This window comes from Pseudomonas sp. W2-17, from assembly GCF_041060445.1.
GTDB lineage: Bacteria > Pseudomonadota > Gammaproteobacteria > Pseudomonadales > Pseudomonadaceae > Aquipseudomonas.
On sequence record NZ_JAUFNS010000024.1, the window covers coordinates 33,667 to 54,283 of the forward strand.

21 protein-coding genes are annotated in these 20,617 nt (G+C 60.8%); all 21 read left to right on the forward strand.

Features of this window, described 5'->3' with window-relative positions:
- Window positions 1-62: 62 nt before the first annotated feature.
- Window positions 63-665: a type 4 pilus major pilin gene (locus QWI20_RS23225; RefSeq protein WP_369307401.1), complete on the forward strand. Its 603-nt coding sequence runs from the start codon at window positions 63-65 to the stop codon at window positions 663-665.
- A complete protein-coding gene (locus QWI20_RS23230; RefSeq protein WP_369307402.1) occupies window positions 665-1,576 on the forward strand; it encodes an ATPase, T2SS/T4P/T4SS family in 912 nt (303 codons plus the stop codon). The genes QWI20_RS23225 and QWI20_RS23230 overlap by 1 nt, the downstream gene beginning before the upstream one ends.
- A 2-nt stretch (window positions 1,577-1,578) precedes the next feature.
- Complete coding sequence (gene pilV, locus QWI20_RS23235) at window positions 1,579-2,826, forward strand: shufflon system plasmid conjugative transfer pilus tip adhesin PilV (protein WP_369307403.1); 1,248 nt, start codon at window positions 1,579-1,581, stop codon at window positions 2,824-2,826.
- 462 nt (window positions 2,827-3,288) lie between these two features.
- Window positions 3,289-4,950, forward strand: coding sequence for an EAL domain-containing protein (locus QWI20_RS23240; protein WP_369307404.1), 1,662 nt, complete (start codon window positions 3,289-3,291; stop codon window positions 4,948-4,950).
- Window positions 4,950-5,405, forward strand: a complete 456-nt coding sequence (locus tag QWI20_RS23245) for a lytic transglycosylase domain-containing protein (protein WP_369307405.1) — start codon at window positions 4,950-4,952, stop codon at window positions 5,403-5,405. The genes QWI20_RS23240 and QWI20_RS23245 overlap by 1 nt, the downstream gene beginning before the upstream one ends.
- A 232-nt stretch (window positions 5,406-5,637) precedes the next feature.
- Window positions 5,638-6,129, forward strand: coding sequence for a lytic transglycosylase domain-containing protein (locus QWI20_RS23250; protein WP_369307406.1), 492 nt, complete (start codon window positions 5,638-5,640; stop codon window positions 6,127-6,129).
- 37 nt (window positions 6,130-6,166) lie between these two features.
- The gene (locus tag QWI20_RS23255; protein ID WP_369307407.1) at window positions 6,167-6,628 is read left to right on the forward strand and encodes a DotD/TraH family lipoprotein; all 462 of its coding nucleotides are present in this window, start codon (window positions 6,167-6,169) and stop codon (window positions 6,626-6,628) included.
- Window positions 6,625-7,428: a type IV secretion system DotC family protein gene (locus QWI20_RS23260; protein WP_369307408.1), complete on the forward strand. Its 804-nt coding sequence runs from the start codon at window positions 6,625-6,627 to the stop codon at window positions 7,426-7,428. The genes QWI20_RS23255 and QWI20_RS23260 overlap by 4 nt, the downstream gene beginning before the upstream one ends.
- Entirely contained in the window at window positions 7,425-8,597 is a 1,173-nt protein-coding gene (traJ, locus tag QWI20_RS23265; protein ID WP_369307409.1) for a plasmid transfer ATPase TraJ, read from the forward strand. Before QWI20_RS23260 ends, traJ begins: the two co-directional genes overlap by 4 nt.
- Window positions 8,598-8,659: 62 nt before the next feature.
- Window positions 8,660-9,142: a phospholipase D family protein gene (locus QWI20_RS23270; RefSeq protein WP_369307440.1), complete on the forward strand. Its 483-nt coding sequence runs from the start codon at window positions 8,660-8,662 to the stop codon at window positions 9,140-9,142.
- Between the two features lie 25 nt (window positions 9,143-9,167).
- Window positions 9,168-9,587, forward strand: coding sequence for a winged helix-turn-helix domain-containing protein (locus QWI20_RS23275; RefSeq protein ID WP_369307410.1), 420 nt, complete (start codon window positions 9,168-9,170; stop codon window positions 9,585-9,587).
- A 105-nt stretch (window positions 9,588-9,692) separates the two neighbouring features.
- Window positions 9,693-9,977: an IcmT/TraK family protein gene (icmT, locus tag QWI20_RS23280; RefSeq protein ID WP_369307411.1), complete on the forward strand. Its 285-nt coding sequence runs from the start codon at window positions 9,693-9,695 to the stop codon at window positions 9,975-9,977.
- 3 nt (window positions 9,978-9,980) lie between these two features.
- The gene (locus QWI20_RS23285; RefSeq protein ID WP_369307412.1) at window positions 9,981-15,050 is read left to right on the forward strand and encodes an LPD7 domain-containing protein; all 5,070 of its coding nucleotides are present in this window, start codon (window positions 9,981-9,983) and stop codon (window positions 15,048-15,050) included.
- Between the two features lie 22 nt (window positions 15,051-15,072).
- A complete protein-coding gene (locus QWI20_RS23290) occupies window positions 15,073-15,426 on the forward strand; it encodes a conjugal transfer protein (protein WP_369307413.1) in 354 nt (117 codons plus the stop codon).
- Between the two features lie 10 nt (window positions 15,427-15,436).
- Window positions 15,437-16,138 (forward strand): DotI/IcmL/TraM family protein, encoded by a 702-nt coding sequence (locus QWI20_RS23295; protein ID WP_369307414.1) that lies wholly within the window; start codon window positions 15,437-15,439, stop codon window positions 16,136-16,138.
- A 13-nt stretch (window positions 16,139-16,151) separates the two neighbouring features.
- Window positions 16,152-16,361, forward strand: coding sequence for a hypothetical protein (locus tag QWI20_RS23300; protein ID WP_369307415.1), 210 nt, complete (start codon window positions 16,152-16,154; stop codon window positions 16,359-16,361).
- Window positions 16,362-16,459: 98 nt separating this feature from the next.
- Window positions 16,460-17,431 (forward strand): DotH/IcmK family type IV secretion protein, encoded by a 972-nt coding sequence (locus tag QWI20_RS23305; RefSeq protein WP_369307416.1) that lies wholly within the window; start codon window positions 16,460-16,462, stop codon window positions 17,429-17,431.
- Between the two features lie 2 nt (window positions 17,432-17,433).
- Window positions 17,434-18,828 (forward strand): conjugal transfer protein TraO, encoded by a 1,395-nt coding sequence (traO, locus tag QWI20_RS23310; RefSeq protein ID WP_369307417.1) that lies wholly within the window; start codon window positions 17,434-17,436, stop codon window positions 18,826-18,828.
- Window positions 18,825-19,559, forward strand: a complete 735-nt coding sequence (traP, locus tag QWI20_RS23315) for a conjugal transfer protein TraP (RefSeq protein ID WP_369307418.1) — start codon at window positions 18,825-18,827, stop codon at window positions 19,557-19,559. The genes traO and traP overlap by 4 nt, the downstream gene beginning before the upstream one ends.
- Window positions 19,560-19,567: 8 nt before the next feature.
- Window positions 19,568-20,107: a conjugal transfer protein TraQ gene (traQ, locus tag QWI20_RS23320; protein ID WP_369307419.1), complete on the forward strand. Its 540-nt coding sequence runs from the start codon at window positions 19,568-19,570 to the stop codon at window positions 20,105-20,107.
- Between the two features lie 115 nt (window positions 20,108-20,222).
- A complete protein-coding gene (locus QWI20_RS23325) occupies window positions 20,223-20,612 on the forward strand; it encodes a DUF6750 family protein (protein ID WP_369307420.1) in 390 nt (129 codons plus the stop codon).
- The last annotated feature ends 5 nt before the right edge of the window (window positions 20,613-20,617 follow it).

Below are 20,617 nucleotides of genomic sequence, written 5' to 3' on the forward strand. Positions count from 1 at the left end.
ACCCCCCTTGCAACATCACACCGGCCCCGGCCGGCTCTTCGTCGTACCCCAAGGAAACTAAAATGCAAAACACTCAAGTCAACACTGTGAGCGTCCCAGCCCTGCACGCTCGCCCAGCGGCCCGCAAACTGCCTGGACATAAGCAACGCGGTTACACGCTGGTTGAGCTGGGCATCGTGACGCTGATCATTGGTCTGATCGCGACCCTGGCATTACTGGTCCTGCCCAATATTCTGGCCAGCGTGCGGGCCAACAAGATCACCGATGCATTCAACAGTGCCATCCCGGCCATCCAGACGGCCTACCAGAACCGCACGTCCTACACCGGTCTGACCACGGCCCAGGTCGCTCAGAATCGCTGGATGGGCAGTGGCCTGACCGAGGTCACCGCCGGTGTACCGACCGGCAATCTGCTGACCCAGTGGGGCCAGCTGACCTTTGCGTCGGCGTCCAGTGGCACTCAGGCGCAAGGCACGCTGACCGCTATCCCCAGCCGTGAATGCATCAAGATCGTTACCGCAATGACCAGTGACCAGTATCTGACGGTCAGCGTCGGTGGCACGGCCGTCAAGACCGGCACCACGGATCTGGACCTGACCGCAGCAGGCACCCAGTGCAACGCCAGTAACGCCAATACCATCGTCTTCACGTTCGGGCGTGCCTGATGGCTGCTGAAACACCTGCCATGCCGGTGATTACCGACGTCCACCTGTCAACGGACAAACAAGGCAGTGCAATCATCTTCCCCGGCCAGCAGCAGGCCGGGGAAGAGCATCAGGCCTTGATTGAGCAACTGATCGCGGGCATCGAGCAGCATCCTGATCGCAAGAAAATCGTGATGCCGGATGACAGCCGCTGGCGGGTTCAGCGGATGCGCGCAGGGCGCTTTGCACTGCGCCACTTGCGTGATCTGTGCCCTGATCTGGACTCGTTGGGATTGCCGCAGTGGGTCAAGGCGTTGCTGCTTGGCTCCAAAATGCGCGACACCGGCGGCCTGGTGGTGATCTTCGGACTCACCGGCGCCGGTAAAACCGTGACTTGGGGCGCCACGATCGCTGCACGCTTGCGCTTGCTGGGCGGTTACGCGCTGACCCTGGAGGATCCGCCCGAGGATCCGTTGGAAGGGCCACATGGCGCAGGTTACTGCGAACAGATCGACGTCGCCGAACTGGGCGGTTACGACAGCGGTATCCACGCTGCACTGCGCTGCTTTCCGGCCAAGGATGCGTCGATGCTGGGCTTTGGCGAAGTGCTGACCGCCCAGATGGCCGCGCAGTTATTTCGTCTGGCAGGCGACGGTCACCTGGTGCTGGCCACCGTGCACGCCAAATCCATTCAGGCCGGGCTTGAGCGCCTGGCGGCGATGGCCAGAGCGGCCGGCGAAGTCAATGCCAATGAGCTGCTGGCTTCCAGCCTGCAGCTGGCTATCCACCAGCGTTTTGACGACAGCGGCAAGCTCTGTGTGCAGGCCTTGCCGCGTGAACACAAGATCGCCGCTCACATCTCCCGAGGCGAATACGCAGCCCTTGGCCCTGAGGTCGAGCGCGTGCGCCTCATGCACTTACAGGATCAATAACCATGAAGCGATTACCCACGGTGCGCTTGCCACCCAGGCAGCGGCAGCGCGGCTTTCTGATGCCGCAACTGGCCCTGGCGGTTGGTGTTATTACCCTAATTGCAGCCTATGCCGGCAACCAGTATGTGCAGGCAAGCATGGATCAAAAGCGAGACGACAAGGCCAAGCTGATCGGCGAGCGGATCGCCAATGCCAGCGATGCCACCAAGACCTATGCCACCACGTTCTTCACCCAGATCCAGCGCGGGGAAAGCGTCACCCGCAATGGCTACACACTGCCCCCCCAGCGGCTATTGGCTCCCACCCTGACCGACCTGAGCGGCCTAGGGTTTCTGCCGGCAACGGCTATAAACCCAATGGTCTATAACGGCCAGACCCTCCAGCTCAACGTCGCGATGCGGATCAACACCCAGAGCGGCTGCACGATTCCATCCTGCAGCCTGCTGTTTCAGGTGACGACCTCGGCGCCGCTGCTGATCCCCAATGGCAACACGGTGGACATCCGCCGGGCCACGATCGCAGCCACGGCCGCGAGCCCTGGCAATGCCGGCGTTTCGATGCCCAGCTCGATGGGCGGTGACCCCAGCGTGTTTGTCGGCAACGGCGGCACGGTGACCGGAACCAACAGCGGCGGGGTGGCAGGTCTGGTGTCGATGAGCAACGGCTACGACAGTCAGGGGTTCTTCGAATTTCTGCGTCGCGACGGCAGTTTGCCCATGACCGGCACGCTGAACATGCAGGACACATCAGGGGCCAAGCATGACATCACCAATGCCAACGACATCGATGCGGTGGATGTCACTGCTTCCGGGGCCATCACCGCTGCAGGCGCTGTAACCGGCGGTACGGTCACGGCTACAGGCGCTGTGACCGGTAAGACGGTGACCTCAACCGGTCGTTTGAGGAGTGGGGAGTTTCTGCAGCTCGATGCCATTGCGATCGAGAAGAACGTGTGTTCGCCGAACGGGTTGGTAGGGCGCAACACCGTTGGCTTGACGCTGTCGTGCCAATCCGGTCGCTGGCAGAAACTGTTCCAGTCCACGTACATCGGCACCACCGTCGGATTCATCTCCAATCAGGACGGAGGGACTGCGGGGACCTGTGAGGCGCAAGCAGGAGGGCAGGGAACGGTTAACTACTGGTTGTCGTGCGGATCAAGGGCGTGCAAGTCACTTGGGTACACCAGTGGCTATGTCGCAGAGCGCTCCGGCGCCAATCCGGGGGATCACGCTGACCTTGAATGTTTCTGACTTCACTTGACTGGGCTTACGTCCATTCAGCGACTTTCTTCATCAGGGCCTGGTCAATCCGGCCCGTTCTCACAAAGGCTCACCATGAACAGAATCGTCATATTGTGCGTCGGCGTTGCCGCCGCATTGGCTTTGTCCGGCTGCGCAACTCAACACCAGCTGGATGTCACCAATACTCACCTAAGCAGTATTGAGGCCCAACTCTCGATACAGAATCAACTCAGCTCACAGCAACTACGACAGGCTTTGGCAAACCCGTCCTCGCAAGAGGCGTGCTTGCTGGCCGGCCAGCCTTACAGCGAAGGCGCGGTTGCAGCGGGACGCGTCTGTACTCGTGCGTCATCGAGTGTGTTGGGCCAGCCCCGCTCGCTTCGCCCGCTTCAATGGCAGCCTGAGTCCAATACCCGCGTCTACCCCTGACAGCCCTCGCTTTTTTCTTCCTCCCCCGCGTCGAGGTTCCCCATGCACAGCGAGATTTTATCGGCGCTGCCTTCAGCGATCCTGTTTGTCAGTGCCGAGCAACACCGCATCAGTTATGCCAACAGAGCGGCGACCCAGCTGTTCTCCAATTTTGACCTGGAGCAGACGGACTTTGCCCAGCTGCTGATCGATGAGCCACAGCGGGAGGCGTTTGCTGCCTTCATGCTGAGTGACGACGAGACGGGCGAGTTTGTATTCGATGCCACGCGAGTGGCTTGGGCGCTGGAGCCGGTCCGTGCGCGGGTCAAGCGCTCTAACCTACTGGCAGGCATAACCTTTGAGATTCAGCCGATCGAGGACCAATTGCCCGGTGCAGCCCTTCCTTTGGCCTTGTTTGATCCCCTGACGAAACTGCCGAACCGCCAGTTGCTGCGCGATCGGATGGAGCAGGCCATTCACCTGTCATCACGCATGCAGCACAGCTATCTGGGCGTGCTGTTCGTGGACCTGGACCGCTTCAAGAAAATCAATGACACCCATGGCCATGCCGCAGGCGATGCGGTGCTGGTCGAAGTGGCCCGACGCCTGAGCAGCAGCGTGCGCGACAGCGATACGGTGGCCCGGCTGGGCGGTGACGAGTTCGTCATGTTGCTGTGCAACCTGCCCAGTCCCGACGACATCACCGTGGTGGCCGAGCGGATCCTGGCAGCCTGTTCGCTGCCGATCCAGGTGGGCATCAGTTTCTACCATGTCAGCGTCAGCATCGGTGTGGCTGCCTGGCCGGGTGACGGGGCCACGGTCGATGCGCTGCTGCACAACGCAGATCTGGCCATGTACAGCAGCAAGGGCGAGGGTCGCAACACCCTGCGCTTCTACAACGAGAAGATGAACGAGCGGGCCCAGGCACGTGCTCGTGTGGAAGCAGAGCTGAAAGTCGCGCTGCGTGACGGGCATTTCGTCCTGCACTACCAGCCGCAGTTTTGTTCGCGGACCAACCGCATCGTCGGTGCCGAAGCGCTGATTCGCTGGTTTCACCCCCAGCAGGGCCTCATACCGCCGTCGCAGTTCATCCAGGTGGCAGAAGAAACCAACCTGATCACGCCGATCGGCGACTGGGTGCTGCGTGAAGCGGTCGAGCAGGGCCAGCGCTGGAAAGCCATGGGGCTTAACCTGCGCGTCGCGGTCAACCTGTCCGGACGCCAGTTCGTGGAGACGCTGCCTGAGCGTGTCAGCCAGGTGCTGGCCGAGTCGGACTTTCCAGCCGACTTGCTGGAGCTGGAGTTGACCGAAAGCTTTCTGGTGTCGGACACCGACAAGGCAGCGCGCATCCTGCACTCGCTGCGAGCGCTGGGTGTACGCGTCGCGCTGGATGACTTCGGCACCGGCTGGTCGTCGCTGACCTACCTGAAGAGCTTCCCGGTGGACACGCTGAAGATCGACCGATCGTTCATCGGCTCCGCTACCGACGGTGTGGACGAGCGCATTGTGCGGACCATCATGAGCATCGCCCGAGAGTTCAACCTGACCACCCTGGCTGAAGGGGTGGAGACGGATGAGCAGCTGGCCAGCCTGCACAGGCTGGGCTGCGACTCGTGGCAGGGCTTTTTGCTGTCGCAGGCCGTGAGTGCCGATGAGTTTGCGGAATTCTGCCGCCGCATGGACCCCTCGCAGGACCGCTTTGCCTTGGCTCAAGGGTCGCAGTGATGGACCTGCTCACGCTGGTTCTGATGTGCGCACCCTTTGTTTCCAGTAACACCATGATGGCGATCATGACGCAGGAGTCTGCAGGCAACCCCTGGGCACTGGGCGTCAACGGCAACCACCGGTTCAAGAAGCCTGACAGCTACCAGGCAGCGGTCACCGAGGCGCGGCGCTTACTCGCGGCCGGGGCCAACATCGACATGGGCCTGATGCAGATCAACAGCCGAACCATGACGAACCTGGGCCTGACGGTCGAGCAGGTCTTCGACCCCTGCTCGAACGTCTATGCCGGCGGCGTTGTGCTGACGCGCAACTACGTCAAGGCGTCCGGGCAGTTCGGCGATCCGCAGAGCGCGCTGCAGGCGGCGATATCGGCCTACAACACCGGCAACTTCCACTCAGGTTTCAAGAACGGGTACGTGCGCCTGGTACTGAACCAGGCGCAGCGCTCCCCCTGATTACCGAACCTGAACAACGTCACTTTGAGGGAACACGTCATGATATTTACATCAGCAACGTTGTTGGGAGCATTGGTCCTGGCGGGTTGCGCGTTGATAGGCACCGCTTTGGATAAAATCGCAGACGAAATGAGGCGTGCCAACGGCCTGAAAGAAGCCGAGTTGCGCAGCAGGAATGTCGCGGTTACCGAGACTGGTTCAACCGCTAATTAATCGAACCCGGAGGTGCTGCATGCTCCGATTGTGGCTCTGTCTACTTCTGGCCCTGCCGGCTTCCTGCTTCGCATACTGCTTTGATGCAGCCGGGCAGCGCCAAGAGGTAGATCCATTGCTGCTTGAGGCGATCGCCATTCAGGAAAGCGGCCTCAGGCAAAACGCCGTAAATCGAAATTACGACGACAACGGCAAGCTGATCAGCACGGACTATGGCGTCATGCAGATCAACTCAGCCAATGCCAACCGGCTGGTCAAGATGGGGTTGATTCACCGGCCCGAAGATTTGCTCACGGATGCCTGTTTCAACGTGCAGGCCGGCGCCTGGGTGTTAGCCCGTCATCTGCGCGTTTGTGGCAACACCTGGCGCTGCCTTGGCTCCTACAACGCAGGGTTTCATCCCTCGGCCAAACAAGAAGCAAAGCGGCTTTTGTATGCCCAGCTGGTTCGAAACATCTATGACCGCCTCAAGGCGCGTCGCATACCCCCTGCCCACCTCGCTATCCGTTAATGACTGCATCCCGCGCAGGGGTGTAGGGAGACTTTTCATGAAGCATCTTCTATTCACTGCTCCTGCGGTGGCCTTGCTGCTGGCCGGCTGTCAGGCATTTCAACAAAAGCCCGCGGCTGCTGCCGCACCTGATCCCGCCCTTGTGCGCTTGGTGGCCCAGCAACAGGTGCTGTGGCAGGAAGGTGCCATCAACACCGTGTCCGCGCTGCCGGCGGACGCCATCCTGGCCAATACCGATCTGGTATCGGTGAACTGGTCCGGTGACGCGGTTGAGCTGCTGTCTCACGTGGCCAAGCAGCGCGGGGCACGCTTTAACTGGACAGGCGTGCGCTTGCCCCTGCCGGTCAACGTGCACGTGCGCGGTGTGACCTACCAGAACCTGCTGCAGATGATCGAAATGCAGACGGCCTGGCGGGCGACGCTTTATCAGCTGCCCAGCCAGCTGACCCTGGCGTTCATGCAGGCGCAGCCCCCGGAGCAAACCAGGGGGCATCCATGAAAAGAACGCTGCTCGCCCTGATTTGCATACAGGGCCTGGCCGGATGCGCGCAGACCCAGACAACAGCCCCGTCTGATGCGCCGCCGGCCATGGATCGCTATCTCAATGCGACCAAGCCTGATGCCTCGCAGGTCTCCGATACGCGTCGCCAGTTGCTGGAAGAAGCCGGTCGCACGATCGGCTTTCGGGGCGGCAAGGCCCAGCGCTCATGGGAGCTTCGGCAAACCCTGGACGGACGCTTTGGCCGACTGGAAGTGATCTACGACTTCAAGACGTTGATCAGCAGACAAGGCTGGTTGCCGCCAGTGATCGATGAGGCGCTGGATGTTGCGCACATCACCCCTGGTCAGATCCGCACTTCAAGCCATGTCTACGAAATCATTGCGCCGGAGCGCTTCGTCAGCAACCCGCCTTCCTGGCGAACCTGGTTGCTCGCCGGCCTGTCGTCCACCGCGACCGATGGCCCTGAATCATCCGTCATGCCGGAAAACAGCGTGCAGAAAGCGCTGTGGCAGACGGCAATCAAGAGGGGCTGGGAAGAAGGGCGCGTCAGTGCCGATCACACGCTAGAAGCCAACTTCAACCGACTGACCCGCGATTACCGGGGCATGTTGCTGTACTCCCAGCTGCTGCGTCAGGGCTTCATTACTCAGCCGGTGGTCACCGACCAGCAACAGACGGTCACGGGCGATCGGCAGAAGCTGATGACGGGCGATCGGGTGCGCACGATCAAGGAAAACGCAGGCTTTATCCCGGACAAGACCAAGTGGCAGCCGGTGATTCGGAGGGACAAACCATGACCAACACTGCTGAATTTCAGCCTTTTGACTTCGAGCACGGTGTCAACGAGCTGTCGATGCGCGAGTTCTTCGTGTGGTGTGCCCGGCAAAACGTCAGCGACATTCACATCCAGGGCGGCAATAGCCTGGTGGTTGATCAGCACGGCCGTAAACGCCGGGCCAGCACCTTCGTGCTGGCTGACGACACGCTGGGCAAGTTGATGGACGACATCTTCAGTCCCGAGGTTCGGTCCATGGTCAAGGGCGGCCAGCCAGTGGACAGGCCGCTGCAGCTGGACGGTGACATGCACAACCGTTATGGGCTGGAGCGAGGCGAGCGTTTGCGCTTTCGCTGCAACTTCGTCCAGGCCACGGCGGGACGGCTGGACACCACCATCGCGCTGACCATGCGAATCATCCCCACGGATATTCCTGACATCACCAAGATGGGCATCGAGGCGGATCTGTTCGAAGCGCTTTTACCCCCCAACGGTATCGGCATTTTGGGAGGCATCACGGGATCCGGTAAAAGCACACTGGCTGCCGCTGCTTATCGCAACTGCCAAAAGACCGAACCGGACCGCAAGATCACCACCATCGAAGACCCGATCGAGTTTGTGCTGGGTCGTCCTGAAGACATCCTGCAACCCACCCAGCTGCAGATCAGGCGTGATGTGGAAACCTATGCAGAAGCGATTCGCGCTGATCTGCGCCGCGCACCGTCGATCATCGGCATCGGTGAAATGCGCGACCTGGAAACCTTTCAGGCAGGCGTACTGGCCGGCCAGCTGGGTCATTTCAACCTGACCACCATGCACATTCACTCACCGGGTGAAGCCATACCGCGCTGCCTGACCATGGTGCCGGCGGAAATGCGCGAAGCCACGGCTCGAGACCTACTGGGCGTGCTGCAGTACATCGTGGTGCAGAAGCTGTTGCGCACCACCGATGGCAAACGCACAGCGGTGCGCGAGTACATCGTGTTTGATGACCCGCTGCGCGCCAAGCTGGCGGACCTGAAGTACACCGAGTGGGGGCAACACATCGACAACATCATCCGCGTGGAAAAGCGCCGGATTGCCGACCAGGCATGGCGGCTTTACCAGCAAGACATCATCGAGCAGTCAGAGCTGCGCATGGCCATGACCTCCCACCAGCAACGTGCTTTTGAACAAGGAAAAGCCGCATGAATCGACTGACTCGCCGTTTTCAAGGTTTTCACATTACGGCAACAACTGCCGTGCTATTGCTCATGGCCAATGCCGCTCAGGCCAGCCAGGTGCAGGTCGGTTTTTCCCCGGAAGGCACGGCCGAAACGCTGGTAGTGGACGTGATTCAGAAGGCGCAACACCAGATCCTGCTGATGGGCTACAGCTTCACGTCACCTAGCGTGGTCAAGGCGCTGGTTGCCGCCAAACGACGCGGCGTGGATGTGCAGGTCGTGCTCGATGCACGCGGCAACGAGGGCAAGGGCAGCAAGGCGGCGATGAACCTGATTGCCACTGCCGGCATCCCGCTGCGCACGGACTCGGCCTACAAGATCCAGCACGACAAGGTGATCATCACCGACGGGCTGAACGTAGAAACAGGCTCGTTCAACTACTCCTCGGCCGCTGCGCATTCCAACAGCGAAAACGCCCTGGTGCTGTGGGACGCGCCGGACGTGGCCAAGGTCTACACCCAGCACTGGCAATCGCGCTGGGACAAAGGTCAGGCCTACCAGCCTGGCTACTGATCCACTCACTTAAAGGACGATCATCATGAGTCGAGTCAACTTGGAAGTTTTGGGGCCGCGCCCGGAAGAGCGCGCTTCGGTGACGCTGATTGCGGAAAGGCTGAGCGATGCCATTTTGTCAGGCGCCCTGGTTACTGGCGCACCGATCTGCCAGCGAGCAGTGGCCAATCACTTTGGTGTCAGCCGTATGCCGGTCCGTGAGGCGCTGCGTCAGGTGCAGGCAAGGGGCCTAGTCGAGTATCGCTCGCACCGATCGATGATTGTGGCGGCGCGCAAGCCAGACGATGCGGCGGCGTGGGCTGCACTGCTGGAGATTCAGCTGCGACAGGCCAAGGAAGTGTTTGACTTCATGTACCGTGATCCAGTCGCCGCTGCCGGCTGCTGGAGAGAGCTGGCCATGCAACAGGCAGATGACATCGACGCACTGCTGGCAGCCACTCACTAAGTTCTCGTTCGTCCCCGTCTCAACCTCTAACCCATCCAACTAAGCCTGCAACCCATGGTTGTAGCGTCAGGCTGTGCCTGATCCATCAATTTCCAGCGTGAGCCTATGAACGAACAAAAACGTCCCCCTCCCGGGTTTTGGCGCAACGCCTCGCGCCTGCTCAATGTGTACGGCATTCCCGCACCGCTGTTTCTGCTGTACCTGGCCTGGTTTCGCTTTCCCTCGATGATGACCATCTACGTGGTCAGTGGGGTCATCGCAGGTTTCCGGCTGCTGTCGCATTTTGGCTGGACGTACAAGGTGCTGATTGCCCGCCTGCTGTACCTGGTGCGCGGCAATAAGCTGTCCGGTCGGCCTTGGTGGTACCGGCGATTTACCGAGGGAGGCTAAGCCATGGCCTTGTCATTTGAAGCTGCAGAGGAATTGATCTACGAGTTTTGCAAAACGTACCCGCAGGCCCGTACGATCACCTACAACCTCGCTGAACATCAGGAAGAAATTTATGGACCAGAAAATACAGTCGCACTCCGGGGAAGAATTAGTGGTTCGTATCGAGCGGCATCCCGCGGGGCAGATTTTGCCCTTGCCAACAGTGATTCGAACGAAAAGTTTGAAAGAACTCTTAGGCACGAAATCCTTGGACACTTTGGGATCAACACCTTCAAGCCCGACGAAAAGCGAGCAGTCCTAAACGCAATCATCGAAGCTCGATCCGAGGTCGGGCTTGAAACGCTTTGGGGTTATGTTGACCGGCTCTATCCTGGCCAGAGCGATATGCGTAACGCTGAAGAGGTTTACGCGTTAGCGTGCGAGGCCATTGAACCATCCGATAGATCGGCGGCTATCGACGGTCAAAAATCCTACGACGATGTGTGCGTATCGCGAATCCGAGCGATGCGGATCAGCGATCTGATCAACCTCACCACCATGGTGGCCGAGGGGCTGCACGACAGTACCCGGTCGCAGCAAACCTTTCCCGAATCCGATTCTGCCCAGTTCAAGCAGGACACCCCCATGAAAATCTCCGAATACCCGGTGTGGCTCGCCGTGCAGCCTGACGACCGCGAAAAGATGCGTGCTGCGGCCGGACAATTGAGCGACGGCCGCTCCGCTGTCGCCTGGGACAAAGTAGAAAAGCTCTGGTACGCCCGGCCGGGTTGCGACCTTGATCGCATCAATGAGTGGCTGCCCGATCGCAGCATGCGGGCGGGAGGCGGTGACCCGGAAGCGGAGTTTCTTGATGTTTTGACGCAGGCCGGTCTGGTTATTAAAGGAATGCCTGTGATGAACGGCACACGGCAGCGCGTGGCCACTACCGACGATAAAGGCGGCAAGAACAGTGGCGTCTACAGCGGCTACTTGGATCGCAGACCCGGTGGCTGGTTTATCAACTATCACCGCACTGCGGATGTGACCAACTGGTCCGCATCCGGAGGGGAGGCCGACCCTGTGGCACGTCTGCACATCCGTGCAGCTGCTAAGCAGTCCCAGGAAGACGCTGCCCGACAACGAGCTGCCAACTACGCACGACAGACGCGAATTGCCACAAGGCTTTATGACCGACTGCCTGCTGCAGACCCTGTGCACCCTTATTTGGTGCGTAAGGGGATACCCCCGACGCCCGAAATTCGTCAGACACGAAACGGCGCCCTGGTGGTGCCGTTTTTTTCGGCCGAGGGAAACTTCAAATCCCTGCAATACATTCCGGCTTCTGGTGATAAGCGGTTATTTAAGGGCGCGCCCAAGAAAGGAAATTTCCTGGTGGTCGGGGGGCCGTTGGAACCCGGTCAACCCATCCTGTACGCCGAAGGCTATGCCACGGCGCGCAGTTTGAACCTCGCCACTGACCGGCCGGTGGTGATGACCATCGACGCAGGCAACATGGTCACCGTGGCCCAGATCCTTCACGAGCAGTTTCCCGACAGTCCTCATCTGTTTCTGGCGGACTTCGACCACGCCAAGGCTGAAAACAAGGGCCTGATCATGGCCACAGAGGCCGCTCAGCTGGTCGGTGGCCAAGTGCTGTATCCCGCCTTCAACGAAAGCGAAATCGCTCAGGGCTTCACCGACTTTAACGACCTCCACCAATCACGTGGTCTGGACGCTGTGCGCGACCAGACCGCGCCTTTATTCATGCGCCATGACGAGGTAACTACCGTGCCAGATTCAACCGATGCAGCAGCACCCGGCGTGTTCCTGACCCCTAAGATCCGCCAGACCCTGGAAAAGGAGTGGTCCGCGTTGCAGGGCGATTTCTTCAAGCAGCAAATTCAACTGGTTGATCAGTTGAAGACCGGCTTGCGGGCAGCGCTGAAGACTGAAAAGACTGAGCTGAAATCCCAGGATATCCAGTCGCTTACTTTCGGAGAGCGAATCGCCGCGTCCGTAGGGCTGATGGAACCAGGTAGCAACGGTCTGCAGATTCACCATATCAATCACGCGCTCAAGGAGCTGAACAAGGCCGAGCAGGAGGGCTGGACGATGCGCTCATTTGATGGCCAGCGCATGAAGCTTCAGGAGGCCGGGGAATACGCGATCAAGATGGGCCGACCCATTCCGGCTGCAACCGGTGACCTGGCCAAGGATCGCGACACCTGGGTCAGCGAACAGGCCACACTGCGCGTGAGCGGTGCCGGCTTGGCCCCGCTGGCCGCCTTCGATATCAATGCCCAGGCGGCGCAGTTGGCTGAACAGATGCAGACGCGAATTGCAGAGATTGTCCAGCAGGCCAAGCAGGACCCGTTTCTCACGGTCTCTCTGGCCAACCGCGCTCTGAATCTGAATGTGCAGGATCACGCAGCGGTCCAGGCGCAGCGCTTTCATCCACAAGAGATGCAGGCAAGTGTGGCCATCGATGCCCGTGCCGAAGCGTATGCCGACGTCATCGCGCCTTCGCCTGATGCTGCAGTGGCACCGGCGCAAGTGGGCCCTGAAGACACTGCGAAGTGGGCCAACCTGGATGTGCAGGACCTTGCCGTGATTCAGGCAGATCCGCTGCGTGAAATGGCCACTGATACGATGATCAGTAACACGCAGGCGGTGCCTGTGTATGCCGAGCAGATCCAGGCCGCAGGCATTGTTTTAACTCCTGCGGCTCCTGCCGTGGAACAGTCTGCACCGGATTTGAGCGTTGAAGCAGCACCGGCTCCGGCGACACCCGAAGTGCCGACAATGGCAGCTGAATCAGTTGAGACGGCTCCACGTGTCAGCATTGATCCACCGGGCCTGGCCGCTGATGCAGTTGAACCAACAAGTGAAGCCGCCCCGGCATCCGTTGCAGATACCGCCCCGGCTGCCGTCGAGCCAGTATCGAGCATCAATGCAGACGTTCAGCCTGCCTCAGTGAATACCGAGGGGCCTGGCACCTCCGAACCGGCTGCTGCTTTTAATGCCGTGCCGGTCAACGTGGCAGAGAGTCCGACCACCACTGTCGAAGCGCCTTTCGCTGATTTGACTGTTGCCAGTGCGACATCGAACGATCCTGCAACCCCTGCAACCCCTGAGCTTGTGCAAGCTGGACCTGATACAGCGCAGCTGTCGCCAGTTCAGCCGACGGTGGCAGCATCGCCGGCTGTACCGGCGGACGAGCCGATCGAGCCCGCTTTGACTGTCCCGGTTGCGGTGGCCAGCGCTGCTGCTTCTGCGGCTGAACCTGAGCCGCCTGTGAAAGCCGCTGACGATCTGGTTGCTTTGACGCCGCGTCGTCCCGCCGCTGATGAGGCGCCTGCCGCTGAAGCGGTCATGGACTTCATTGACGTCGGCCCGCGTATCGGCAAAGACGAGCCGCCGCTGCAGCCCAGCCAGATTGACAAGGACAACTTGTTGAGCCGCATCACCCCTGAGCCGCAGGGCGACAATTCAGTGCTGTACAAGCTGGACAACGAGCCAGCATTTGTTGACCGAGGCTCGCGCCTGGAGATGGTGCCCGGCGCCGGGCAGAGTGACGAGAAGATCCTCGCAGCGCTGTTGACGGCAGCGCGTTTCTATCGTGGTGAGATTGAATTAACCGGCAGTGACGCGTTCAAGGCCAAAGCGGTCGAGCTGATTGCCCAGAACCGGGTCAACGTCTCGATGAAAAATCCGGCCCAGCAGCTGATGCTCGATCAAGCGCGTCAGGCGCTGGATCTGCCGGTCGTCAAACCCGATGCTATTCACGGCAATACACCCGAACCGTTTGATCGCGCTCCACCGGCAACGCCTGTAATGCATGTCGCGACAGCAGCGGGGTCAATGGCCCCGACAAGCCCGGCAGTACCAGAGCAGCAGGCTGCACCCATGGCGAGCAATAGCGCTGCTGACAATGCGTATGTGCCTTTGGCAGTTTCCGACCCGATCAGTTTTAACCATAGCGCTGCGCAGGCCGGACCTGTCGATGATGCACCGCCTCTTGGGGCAGCACGGCAAACGCCAGAGGCTACACCTGCCAGAGTGAGCGGGGATCAGGCGCCGGGCACAGGCGTGGATCCTTCTATCCATCAGCTCTCCACATCAGCGGCACAGGGTGTCACCGGCAAGGTGTTGAGCTGTGGCAAGGCGCCGTTTCGGTTTGATCCGCAAAACAGTGAGAGCGTGCACCTCAAGCTGCGGACCAAAACCGGTGTGCAGACGTTCTGGGGCATGGAGCTGGCTGGGCTGCTGCGGGAAACGCGCATCGAACCGGGCCGCATGGCTACCCTGCAATACCTGGGCGAGAAGCCGGTCACGGTAAGGGCGCCGGTGAAAGACCCCGAGACAGGGGCGATCCTGCGTTATGAGGACAAGCAAGCCAAACGCAACCAATGGTCGCTGGGGCTGCTCAATGGCACGGCCGTTCGAACGGGGGACGATCAGGGCGTGAGGTTGGTGGCGTATGACGCTGCGCGCTTCGACATGATCCAGCACTCGATCATGACGCAGCTCAATGTGCCGATCGATGCGCCGCCGCGACCTGCTGACGGGTTGTTCTGGATGACCCCCAACGGTCAGGGCAGCTCCAGGGCCGGTGATCCGCTGTCGGCACCGCGACCTGCCGTAGACACGGTGGACGTCGGCAAGCCGGTAATCAGCAGCTGGTCCCCCGATGGCCAGCTGGACATGGCGCTGTTTCGTGGTGACGGTCCATACCTGCAAGGTGTGGTGCGTCAGGGTGATCAGTACCAGCACGTGCTGGTAAGCCTGCCTGGTCATGCCGAGGCGCCGCCAATGGTGATCAACCAGATCACCGAGCAAGGCCTGGTGCCGATCGGGGTGGGCAACGGCATCAACCGTTCCGGCGGTGAGCCAGTGGCGCGTGAGCACATCGCGTTCAAGCTCGACGGCGATCCGGCCGTGCGCGTTGGCAAGCTGGATTTCCCGGCTGAAGTGCCGCCGGCACTGCACGTGCGACTGGGTTTTGATGAACGCTGGAAGGACACCAGCAACCTCCCAAAGTCGTCACCGGCAGCGGCACCCACGGCGCAGCCCAACATGGCGCGACCAGCCTAAAACCTAGAGCAAGGACAACTTCATGATCAAGAAAAGCATGTGCCCGGCACTGCTGATGGTTTTGTGCTGCCTGCCGGTTATCAGCGATGCCGCCGTCTGCCGCTCGGGCGATGCTGCCCAGGCCGGCAGCACGGCGGGTTACGAACAGGCCCGAAAAGCGGACGAGGCATGGGCCGAGCGCGAGCGCACTGTCTCTGACCAGTTGCAGAGCTGCCTTTCGCGCATCCGCACCACCCGCGTCAGCCTGCCGTCCTTTCCCAGCCTGCAGGACATCCTCGATCAGGTGACGGAGCGGGTCTGTCAGGCGGCGGTGGACAAGATCAACAGCCAGATCCCGAGCAGCATCGATCCCTGGCAGCAGTACCAGAACCTGTGAGGCTGTAATGATGCAAACACCCAATGAAACAGCAGCGGTTCCCGAGCAAAGCATGCTGCAGGCGGTTGTCGCGGCGGAGGAACAAGCGTTTCTCCACGCCCAAAATGCCCAGCGGCAACGCGAGCTGGGCGCCGCCTTTGCGCACCGCTGCCTGACCGCGCTGATCTGGAGCGGCAGCGCACTGGTCCTGGCAATCGTGGTGATCGGAATACTGGGCTGGCAGGTGGCTCACCCGCCGGTGTTGTACTTCACCACCGAAAACGGCCGCATCGTGCCGGTCAAGCCCAAGAGTGAGCCGGCATTTAGCGACAACGATGTCGCGGCCTTCGGGGCCGACACCATCCGCGATAGCTTCACCCTGGATTTCATCCACTGGCAGGACCAGATCAACAGGGTCAAGGAAGACTACGACGATGTGGGCTACTCGGGTTACTTCACGGCGCTGAACAGCTCCAACATCCTGGCCTCGGTCAAGAATCAGCGGATGAACCTGTCGGTGGATGTGGGGCCGGGCCGTATCCGGGCCAAAGGGCAGCAGGGTGATATTTACGCCTGGGAATACCAGTACCCGGTGACCTTGAAGCTTGATGGCCAGGTGACGGGCAGTCCGGCGCAGCGCTTTATCTTCACCCAGCGCATTCAGCGCACGGACGTGGATGTGAAACCCAAGGGCCTTGAGGTCGTGCAGCTCATCAGCACCGGCGCCAATTGAAGGAGCATTGATCATGACCGTGAATGATGAAATCCAGGCCGCACTGGCGTGCCCAAGCAGCAGCCTCTGGTTGCGCAATGCCCTGACGTCAGCCCTTGGCCGCGACAGCGTGGATGCTGCCAACGATGCCGAGCGATTGAGTGAGCTGTTGTCACGTCGCTGCGACTGGTTATGGCGATCCATGCCCGTCATCGAGGAGGAGGCGCATGACTCCAGCCTTTGAACAGGCGCTGCACACCTGCCCGTGGCGTCACCCATTCCAATGAAATGCCATGCCGCGCAGATTGCTCACTGCGCCGGCTCATCCTGCAAGGACATCCTATGAAAATCTCAATGGCACTGGCCGTCTGGCTTGTGACGGGCAGTTGTGCCTGGGCGGCAGAGGCGGAAACAGCGCAAACGCCGCCAACGCCGCAAGCACCTGCTGCCGTGCCGGCCACCGGTTGGCAATCCACGGCACCCAAAAGCAAGACGCCTTCGGGCAACGATCCCCTGCCGCCGCCTCGGTCAGCGCTGTACAACCAGGCGGTTGAAGCAACCACCCCTTTGACCCCAGCAGAAACACGCGACCTGCTTAGCAACAAGAATGAGGTTGAGCAGGCCATGAGCGCCCCGCAGATGGCCATCGTGCCGAAGATCAGCGCGTTAACGGTGGACCTGGCGCCGGGGGCCAGCCTGCCGCTGATCCGCACCGCCGTGAACTACCCCAGCTCGATCACCTTCATCGACAGCACGGGCGCGCCCTGGAAACTGGGCGCTGCGCCGATTACCGGTAACCCCAATGCTTTCACGTCTTACTGGATGCCCAACAGCCCGGTGCTGGTCGTTGAAGCGATCAAGCCGTACCAGAGCGGCAACGTCACCGTGTACCTGGATGGGTTGGCTGTGCCGATCGTGCTCACGGTCAGCAGTGGCGAACCCGATACGGCAGCCAAGACCTGGGCGGTAGACAGCCGCCTGGATCTGCGCATCCCGCGTCGTGGACCCAATGCGGTTGCCGGCGCAGCGCCGGAAAGTCGTATTGGGCTGCACGACAGCACCCTTCAGGCGTTTCTCGATGGCATCCCGCCCAAAGATGCACGCCGATTGAAGACCAGCGGCGACGTGCCGGACACCACGGTCTGGCAAATGGGTGATGACCTGTACATCCGCTCGCGAGCGGATATCCGCGACGAGTTCGAGGCCACCCTGTCATCGGCCGACGGCACGCACCTGTGGAAATTGCCGGTGACACCTTACGTGTCCTTTTCGGTGCTCGGACGCACCTCGGCCCTCAACGTGGCACTGGAGTAAATATGGCAAGTGAACAGGATGCAGGACGGGCGCAAAAGCTGACGTGGACGTCCATCGTAGTAGTGATTGGGGGCGTGCTCGTGGGGGGGTATGCCTTGATCACCTGGCTGTACAAAGCGCCGGAGCAAACTTCTCAGGTCAACCTGGATCGGGTCAGCGGCGCTGCTCCTGGCAAGATCAACGAAACACCGGCCTATCGCGAGCAACTGAACGAGTCAAATCGACAAGGCGCTGCGCAGGCTCAAGCCAGCAATGCCTCGTTTGTGGCCAGTCTCAAGCTGGAATCGGAGCCCTATGTGCCGCCGAAGGCGCAAAAGCCGCCAACTGACACCGATGCTGGCAAGGCGGCGCAGCAGGGGGAACAGGGCAGCAACAACGGTGGCAACGGCAATAACAATGGCAATTCCGACCAGAACAGTCGCCGTCAGCAAGCCCTGGACAAGTTCCTCGCCAAACTCAACCCCGATGTGAAGGAACAGCACATCACTGGGCTGCAGACGGCACGGGTGCTGGGCAGTGAAGGTTCCGGGACCGGTCAGGGTGGAGCAGGTGGGGCCGACGGCAGCTATCAGCAGTGGAGTCAGAGCCTAGGCGGAGGGATGCGCACCGTGTCGTCCACCAACGGCGGCATCAATGGCGCGGGCACCAATGCCTCGCAAGTGCCGATCGAAGTAATCCCGCCGTACTGGCGTGCACCGGGCTACATCGACCTCGGGATTGATTCGGACAACAGCACCACGCCGGTGCTTGGCAGGATCGACACCGGCAAATACGCCGGCATCGTGCTCAAGGCGTCTGACGGCGCCAAGTTGACCGGCGAAGGCGTGGTCATCCACTTCAGTGAAATGGCCTACAAGGGCATCAACTACAAGGTCGATGCCTATGCCCTGCAGGAAGACAGCCTGCTGGCCAACGTGGCCACCGACGTGAACCACCGCTACATGTCGCGCATTGTGCTGCCGGCCTTGCTGGGCGGCATCGGTGGCATCGGCGAGATGTATTCGCAAGCCAATACCCAGTTGGTCAGCAATGGTTTTAACAGCCAGGTGGTGCGTCCCGGTTTGCCGGACGGCGCAGCCGTGCTGGGTGCCATGGCAGGCGGCGCTGCAGGACAGGCGGCGAAGGTGCTGACCGAAGACGCCCAGCGCGTGCCGGCCACGCAGGTCACCGTCACCAAGGGCCAGGTTGTGGCCATCCAGTTCATGCGTGGCGTGTACTCAGGCGATGCCATCGCGCCGGGTCAGGGCGGTGATGAAGTTAAGGCTGCCGTGCCAATCCGCTCAACCAGCCAAGCAGCCCTGCAACCCACCTTGCAACCTGCAAGCGACGATCAATGGCGTGCTGCTGCGCGTCAGCAAATTCAGGCTCAACAACTGCGACAGGAGTTTAATCGATGAGTGAATTCAGCCCTCAGGCGGCACCCGTGCCGCCACCGGCATACACGTCCCCGCCCAACGTTGATCAGCATTGGCTCAAGCGCCCAATCATTTGGGGACAGTCCATCCCCTGGCTGACCCTGTATGCGCTGATCCTGATTGCGGCCGGCATCTTTTTCTTCAGGCCTGAGCCTGGTGCCAGTACCAGTGGGCGCGCTTTTGGTAGCCAGGATCTGCAGTCGGCACCGCTCAGCTTTGATACGGCTTCCAGCGTACCGGCCAGCTCAAGCGGTTCAATGGCTCAGGCGGCGGCTTCGGCGTCCAGCCTGGCGCAGATGCAGAACGAGGTGGCTGCCATGATTGCAACCATTCGTACGCACAGCGACGTAAACCGTCAGGCCATCGAGCAGATGGCACTGAAGGTCAACGCAATGGCGGATACCGAGGCACTGCTCAAGCAACAGGTGAGCGAGCTACAGGCGCAAGCCGCGTTGCAGTCCGCTCATAACCTGGTCGCACCTTCCACGCCAGTACGTCGAACGGTCGCCGTCGCCGCCAAGCCGCATGCGGTCGCGCCTTCCAGCCCATTGGCCGGCATGCACTTGAGCGCTGTGCAGAACGGCATGGCCTGGGTGCAATGGCAGGACAAGACCTGGGCGGTCGAGGTCGGGGATACCGTGGGCCCGGTCACCGTGACCGGCATCGATGCCCCGTCCCGCCTGGTGCACACCAGTGCCGGCAAGCTGCAGTGAGGTAGGTCATGTCCGGCTCAAAAGATGCCATTCAGATACTGGTCGCCTTTGCCCACGGGCTGCTAGGTGCCTTCGTCCATCTGATGTTCACCCTCGGCGCTGTGTTCGCGGTAGTGGGATCGATCACTTACCTGGCGCATCAGGCCAATGCGCGCAAAGCGCCGGGGCAGAGTCAGGGGATGGGCAAAACGCTCGCCCTGCTGCTCATCTGCGGCGGTCTGGCTGGACTGGATCAGGTCATCGGCGCGGGTGCCCGGCAACTGGGCTGGCAGAGCGCTTCATTCGAGGCGATCAGTTACGTCGATGTGGGCACCTTCGGTGTCGCCGCCGATGCCGCCAACGCCGTGCTGACCCTGGTCAGGATGCTCGGGGTGATGTTTGCCCTGCAGGGCATGCTCAGCTGGAAACGATCCCTAAAGGACGGCCACACCGGCCTGTCCGCCGGCGAGGATGTTTCCAAAGGCACGCTTAAATTCATCATCGGTGTCCTGTGCGTCTGTAACCCCTACCTGCTCGATGCAGCACAGAAGTCTCTGGGCTTGCTCTGATCAAGCCACACCCCCCGCGCTGACGCGCTCTTCTGCTGTACCGCTTCTGCTTCACCGCTTCATTCGCTCCATCACTCGTTTACTCAAACACTCAATCGAACCAAGGAAACTGAACATGTCCCGACACATGCTGCTGTCTGTATGCGTGCGCGCAACCCTGCTCAAAGACAATCTGGCCCAACACTTCGCCAAGGGCCTGGTGGCCATCGCTGCTGCCTCTCCGGTTTTCGCTCATGCCGATGGCAGCGACCTTGCCGGCATGGTGACCAGTACCGCTACAGGCGGTGTAACGATCACCAAGGGCGCACTGAGCCTGGCCCAGATGGCCGGGGTGATCTTCGTCATCGGCGCCCTGATTGCCGCCAAAAGTAAAAAAGACAACCCGCAGATCAAGGTCTCGCACATCGCCGGCTCGCTGATCTTTGGCGTCTGCCTGATCGCGGTACCGGAAATCATCAAACGCTCGCAAAGCCAGGTCGGCTTGACGCCCATCAACGTGGGCTGATCAGA

Coding starts and splice junctions, on each gene's coding strand:
- QWI20_RS23290 (WP_369307413.1), top strand. CDS start 15,073: ATGATCAAGAAAAGCATGTGCCCGGCACTGCTGATGGTTTTGTGCTGC.
- QWI20_RS23300 (WP_369307415.1), top strand. CDS start 16,152: ATGACCGTGAATGATGAAATCCAGGCCGCACTGGCGTGCCCAAGCAGC.
- QWI20_RS23250 (WP_369307406.1), top strand. CDS start 5,638: ATGCTCCGATTGTGGCTCTGTCTACTTCTGGCCCTGCCGGCTTCCTGC.
- QWI20_RS23230 (WP_369307402.1), top strand. CDS start 665: ATGGCTGCTGAAACACCTGCCATGCCGGTGATTACCGACGTCCACCTG.
- QWI20_RS23260 (WP_369307408.1), top strand. CDS start 6,625: ATGAAAAGAACGCTGCTCGCCCTGATTTGCATACAGGGCCTGGCCGGA.
- QWI20_RS23225 (WP_369307401.1), top strand. CDS start 63: ATGCAAAACACTCAAGTCAACACTGTGAGCGTCCCAGCCCTGCACGCT.
- traQ (WP_369307419.1), top strand. CDS start 19,568: ATGTCCGGCTCAAAAGATGCCATTCAGATACTGGTCGCCTTTGCCCAC.
- icmT (WP_369307411.1), top strand. CDS start 9,693: ATGAACGAACAAAAACGTCCCCCTCCCGGGTTTTGGCGCAACGCCTCG.
- QWI20_RS23275 (WP_369307410.1), top strand. CDS start 9,168: ATGAGTCGAGTCAACTTGGAAGTTTTGGGGCCGCGCCCGGAAGAGCGC.
- QWI20_RS23270 (WP_369307440.1), top strand. CDS start 8,660: ATGGCCAATGCCGCTCAGGCCAGCCAGGTGCAGGTCGGTTTTTCCCCG.
- QWI20_RS23285 (WP_369307412.1), top strand. CDS start 9,981: ATGGCCTTGTCATTTGAAGCTGCAGAGGAATTGATCTACGAGTTTTGC.
- pilV (WP_369307403.1), top strand. CDS start 1,579: ATGAAGCGATTACCCACGGTGCGCTTGCCACCCAGGCAGCGGCAGCGC.
- QWI20_RS23305 (WP_369307416.1), top strand. CDS start 16,460: ATGAAAATCTCAATGGCACTGGCCGTCTGGCTTGTGACGGGCAGTTGT.
- QWI20_RS23245 (WP_369307405.1), top strand. CDS start 4,950: ATGGACCTGCTCACGCTGGTTCTGATGTGCGCACCCTTTGTTTCCAGT.
- QWI20_RS23325 (WP_369307420.1), top strand. CDS start 20,223: ATGTCCCGACACATGCTGCTGTCTGTATGCGTGCGCGCAACCCTGCTC.
- QWI20_RS23255 (WP_369307407.1), top strand. CDS start 6,167: ATGAAGCATCTTCTATTCACTGCTCCTGCGGTGGCCTTGCTGCTGGCC.
- traO (WP_369307417.1), top strand. CDS start 17,434: ATGGCAAGTGAACAGGATGCAGGACGGGCGCAAAAGCTGACGTGGACG.
- traP (WP_369307418.1), top strand. CDS start 18,825: ATGAGTGAATTCAGCCCTCAGGCGGCACCCGTGCCGCCACCGGCATAC.
- QWI20_RS23240 (WP_369307404.1), top strand. CDS start 3,289: ATGCACAGCGAGATTTTATCGGCGCTGCCTTCAGCGATCCTGTTTGTC.
- traJ (WP_369307409.1), top strand. CDS start 7,425: ATGACCAACACTGCTGAATTTCAGCCTTTTGACTTCGAGCACGGTGTC.
- QWI20_RS23295 (WP_369307414.1), top strand. CDS start 15,437: ATGCAAACACCCAATGAAACAGCAGCGGTTCCCGAGCAAAGCATGCTG.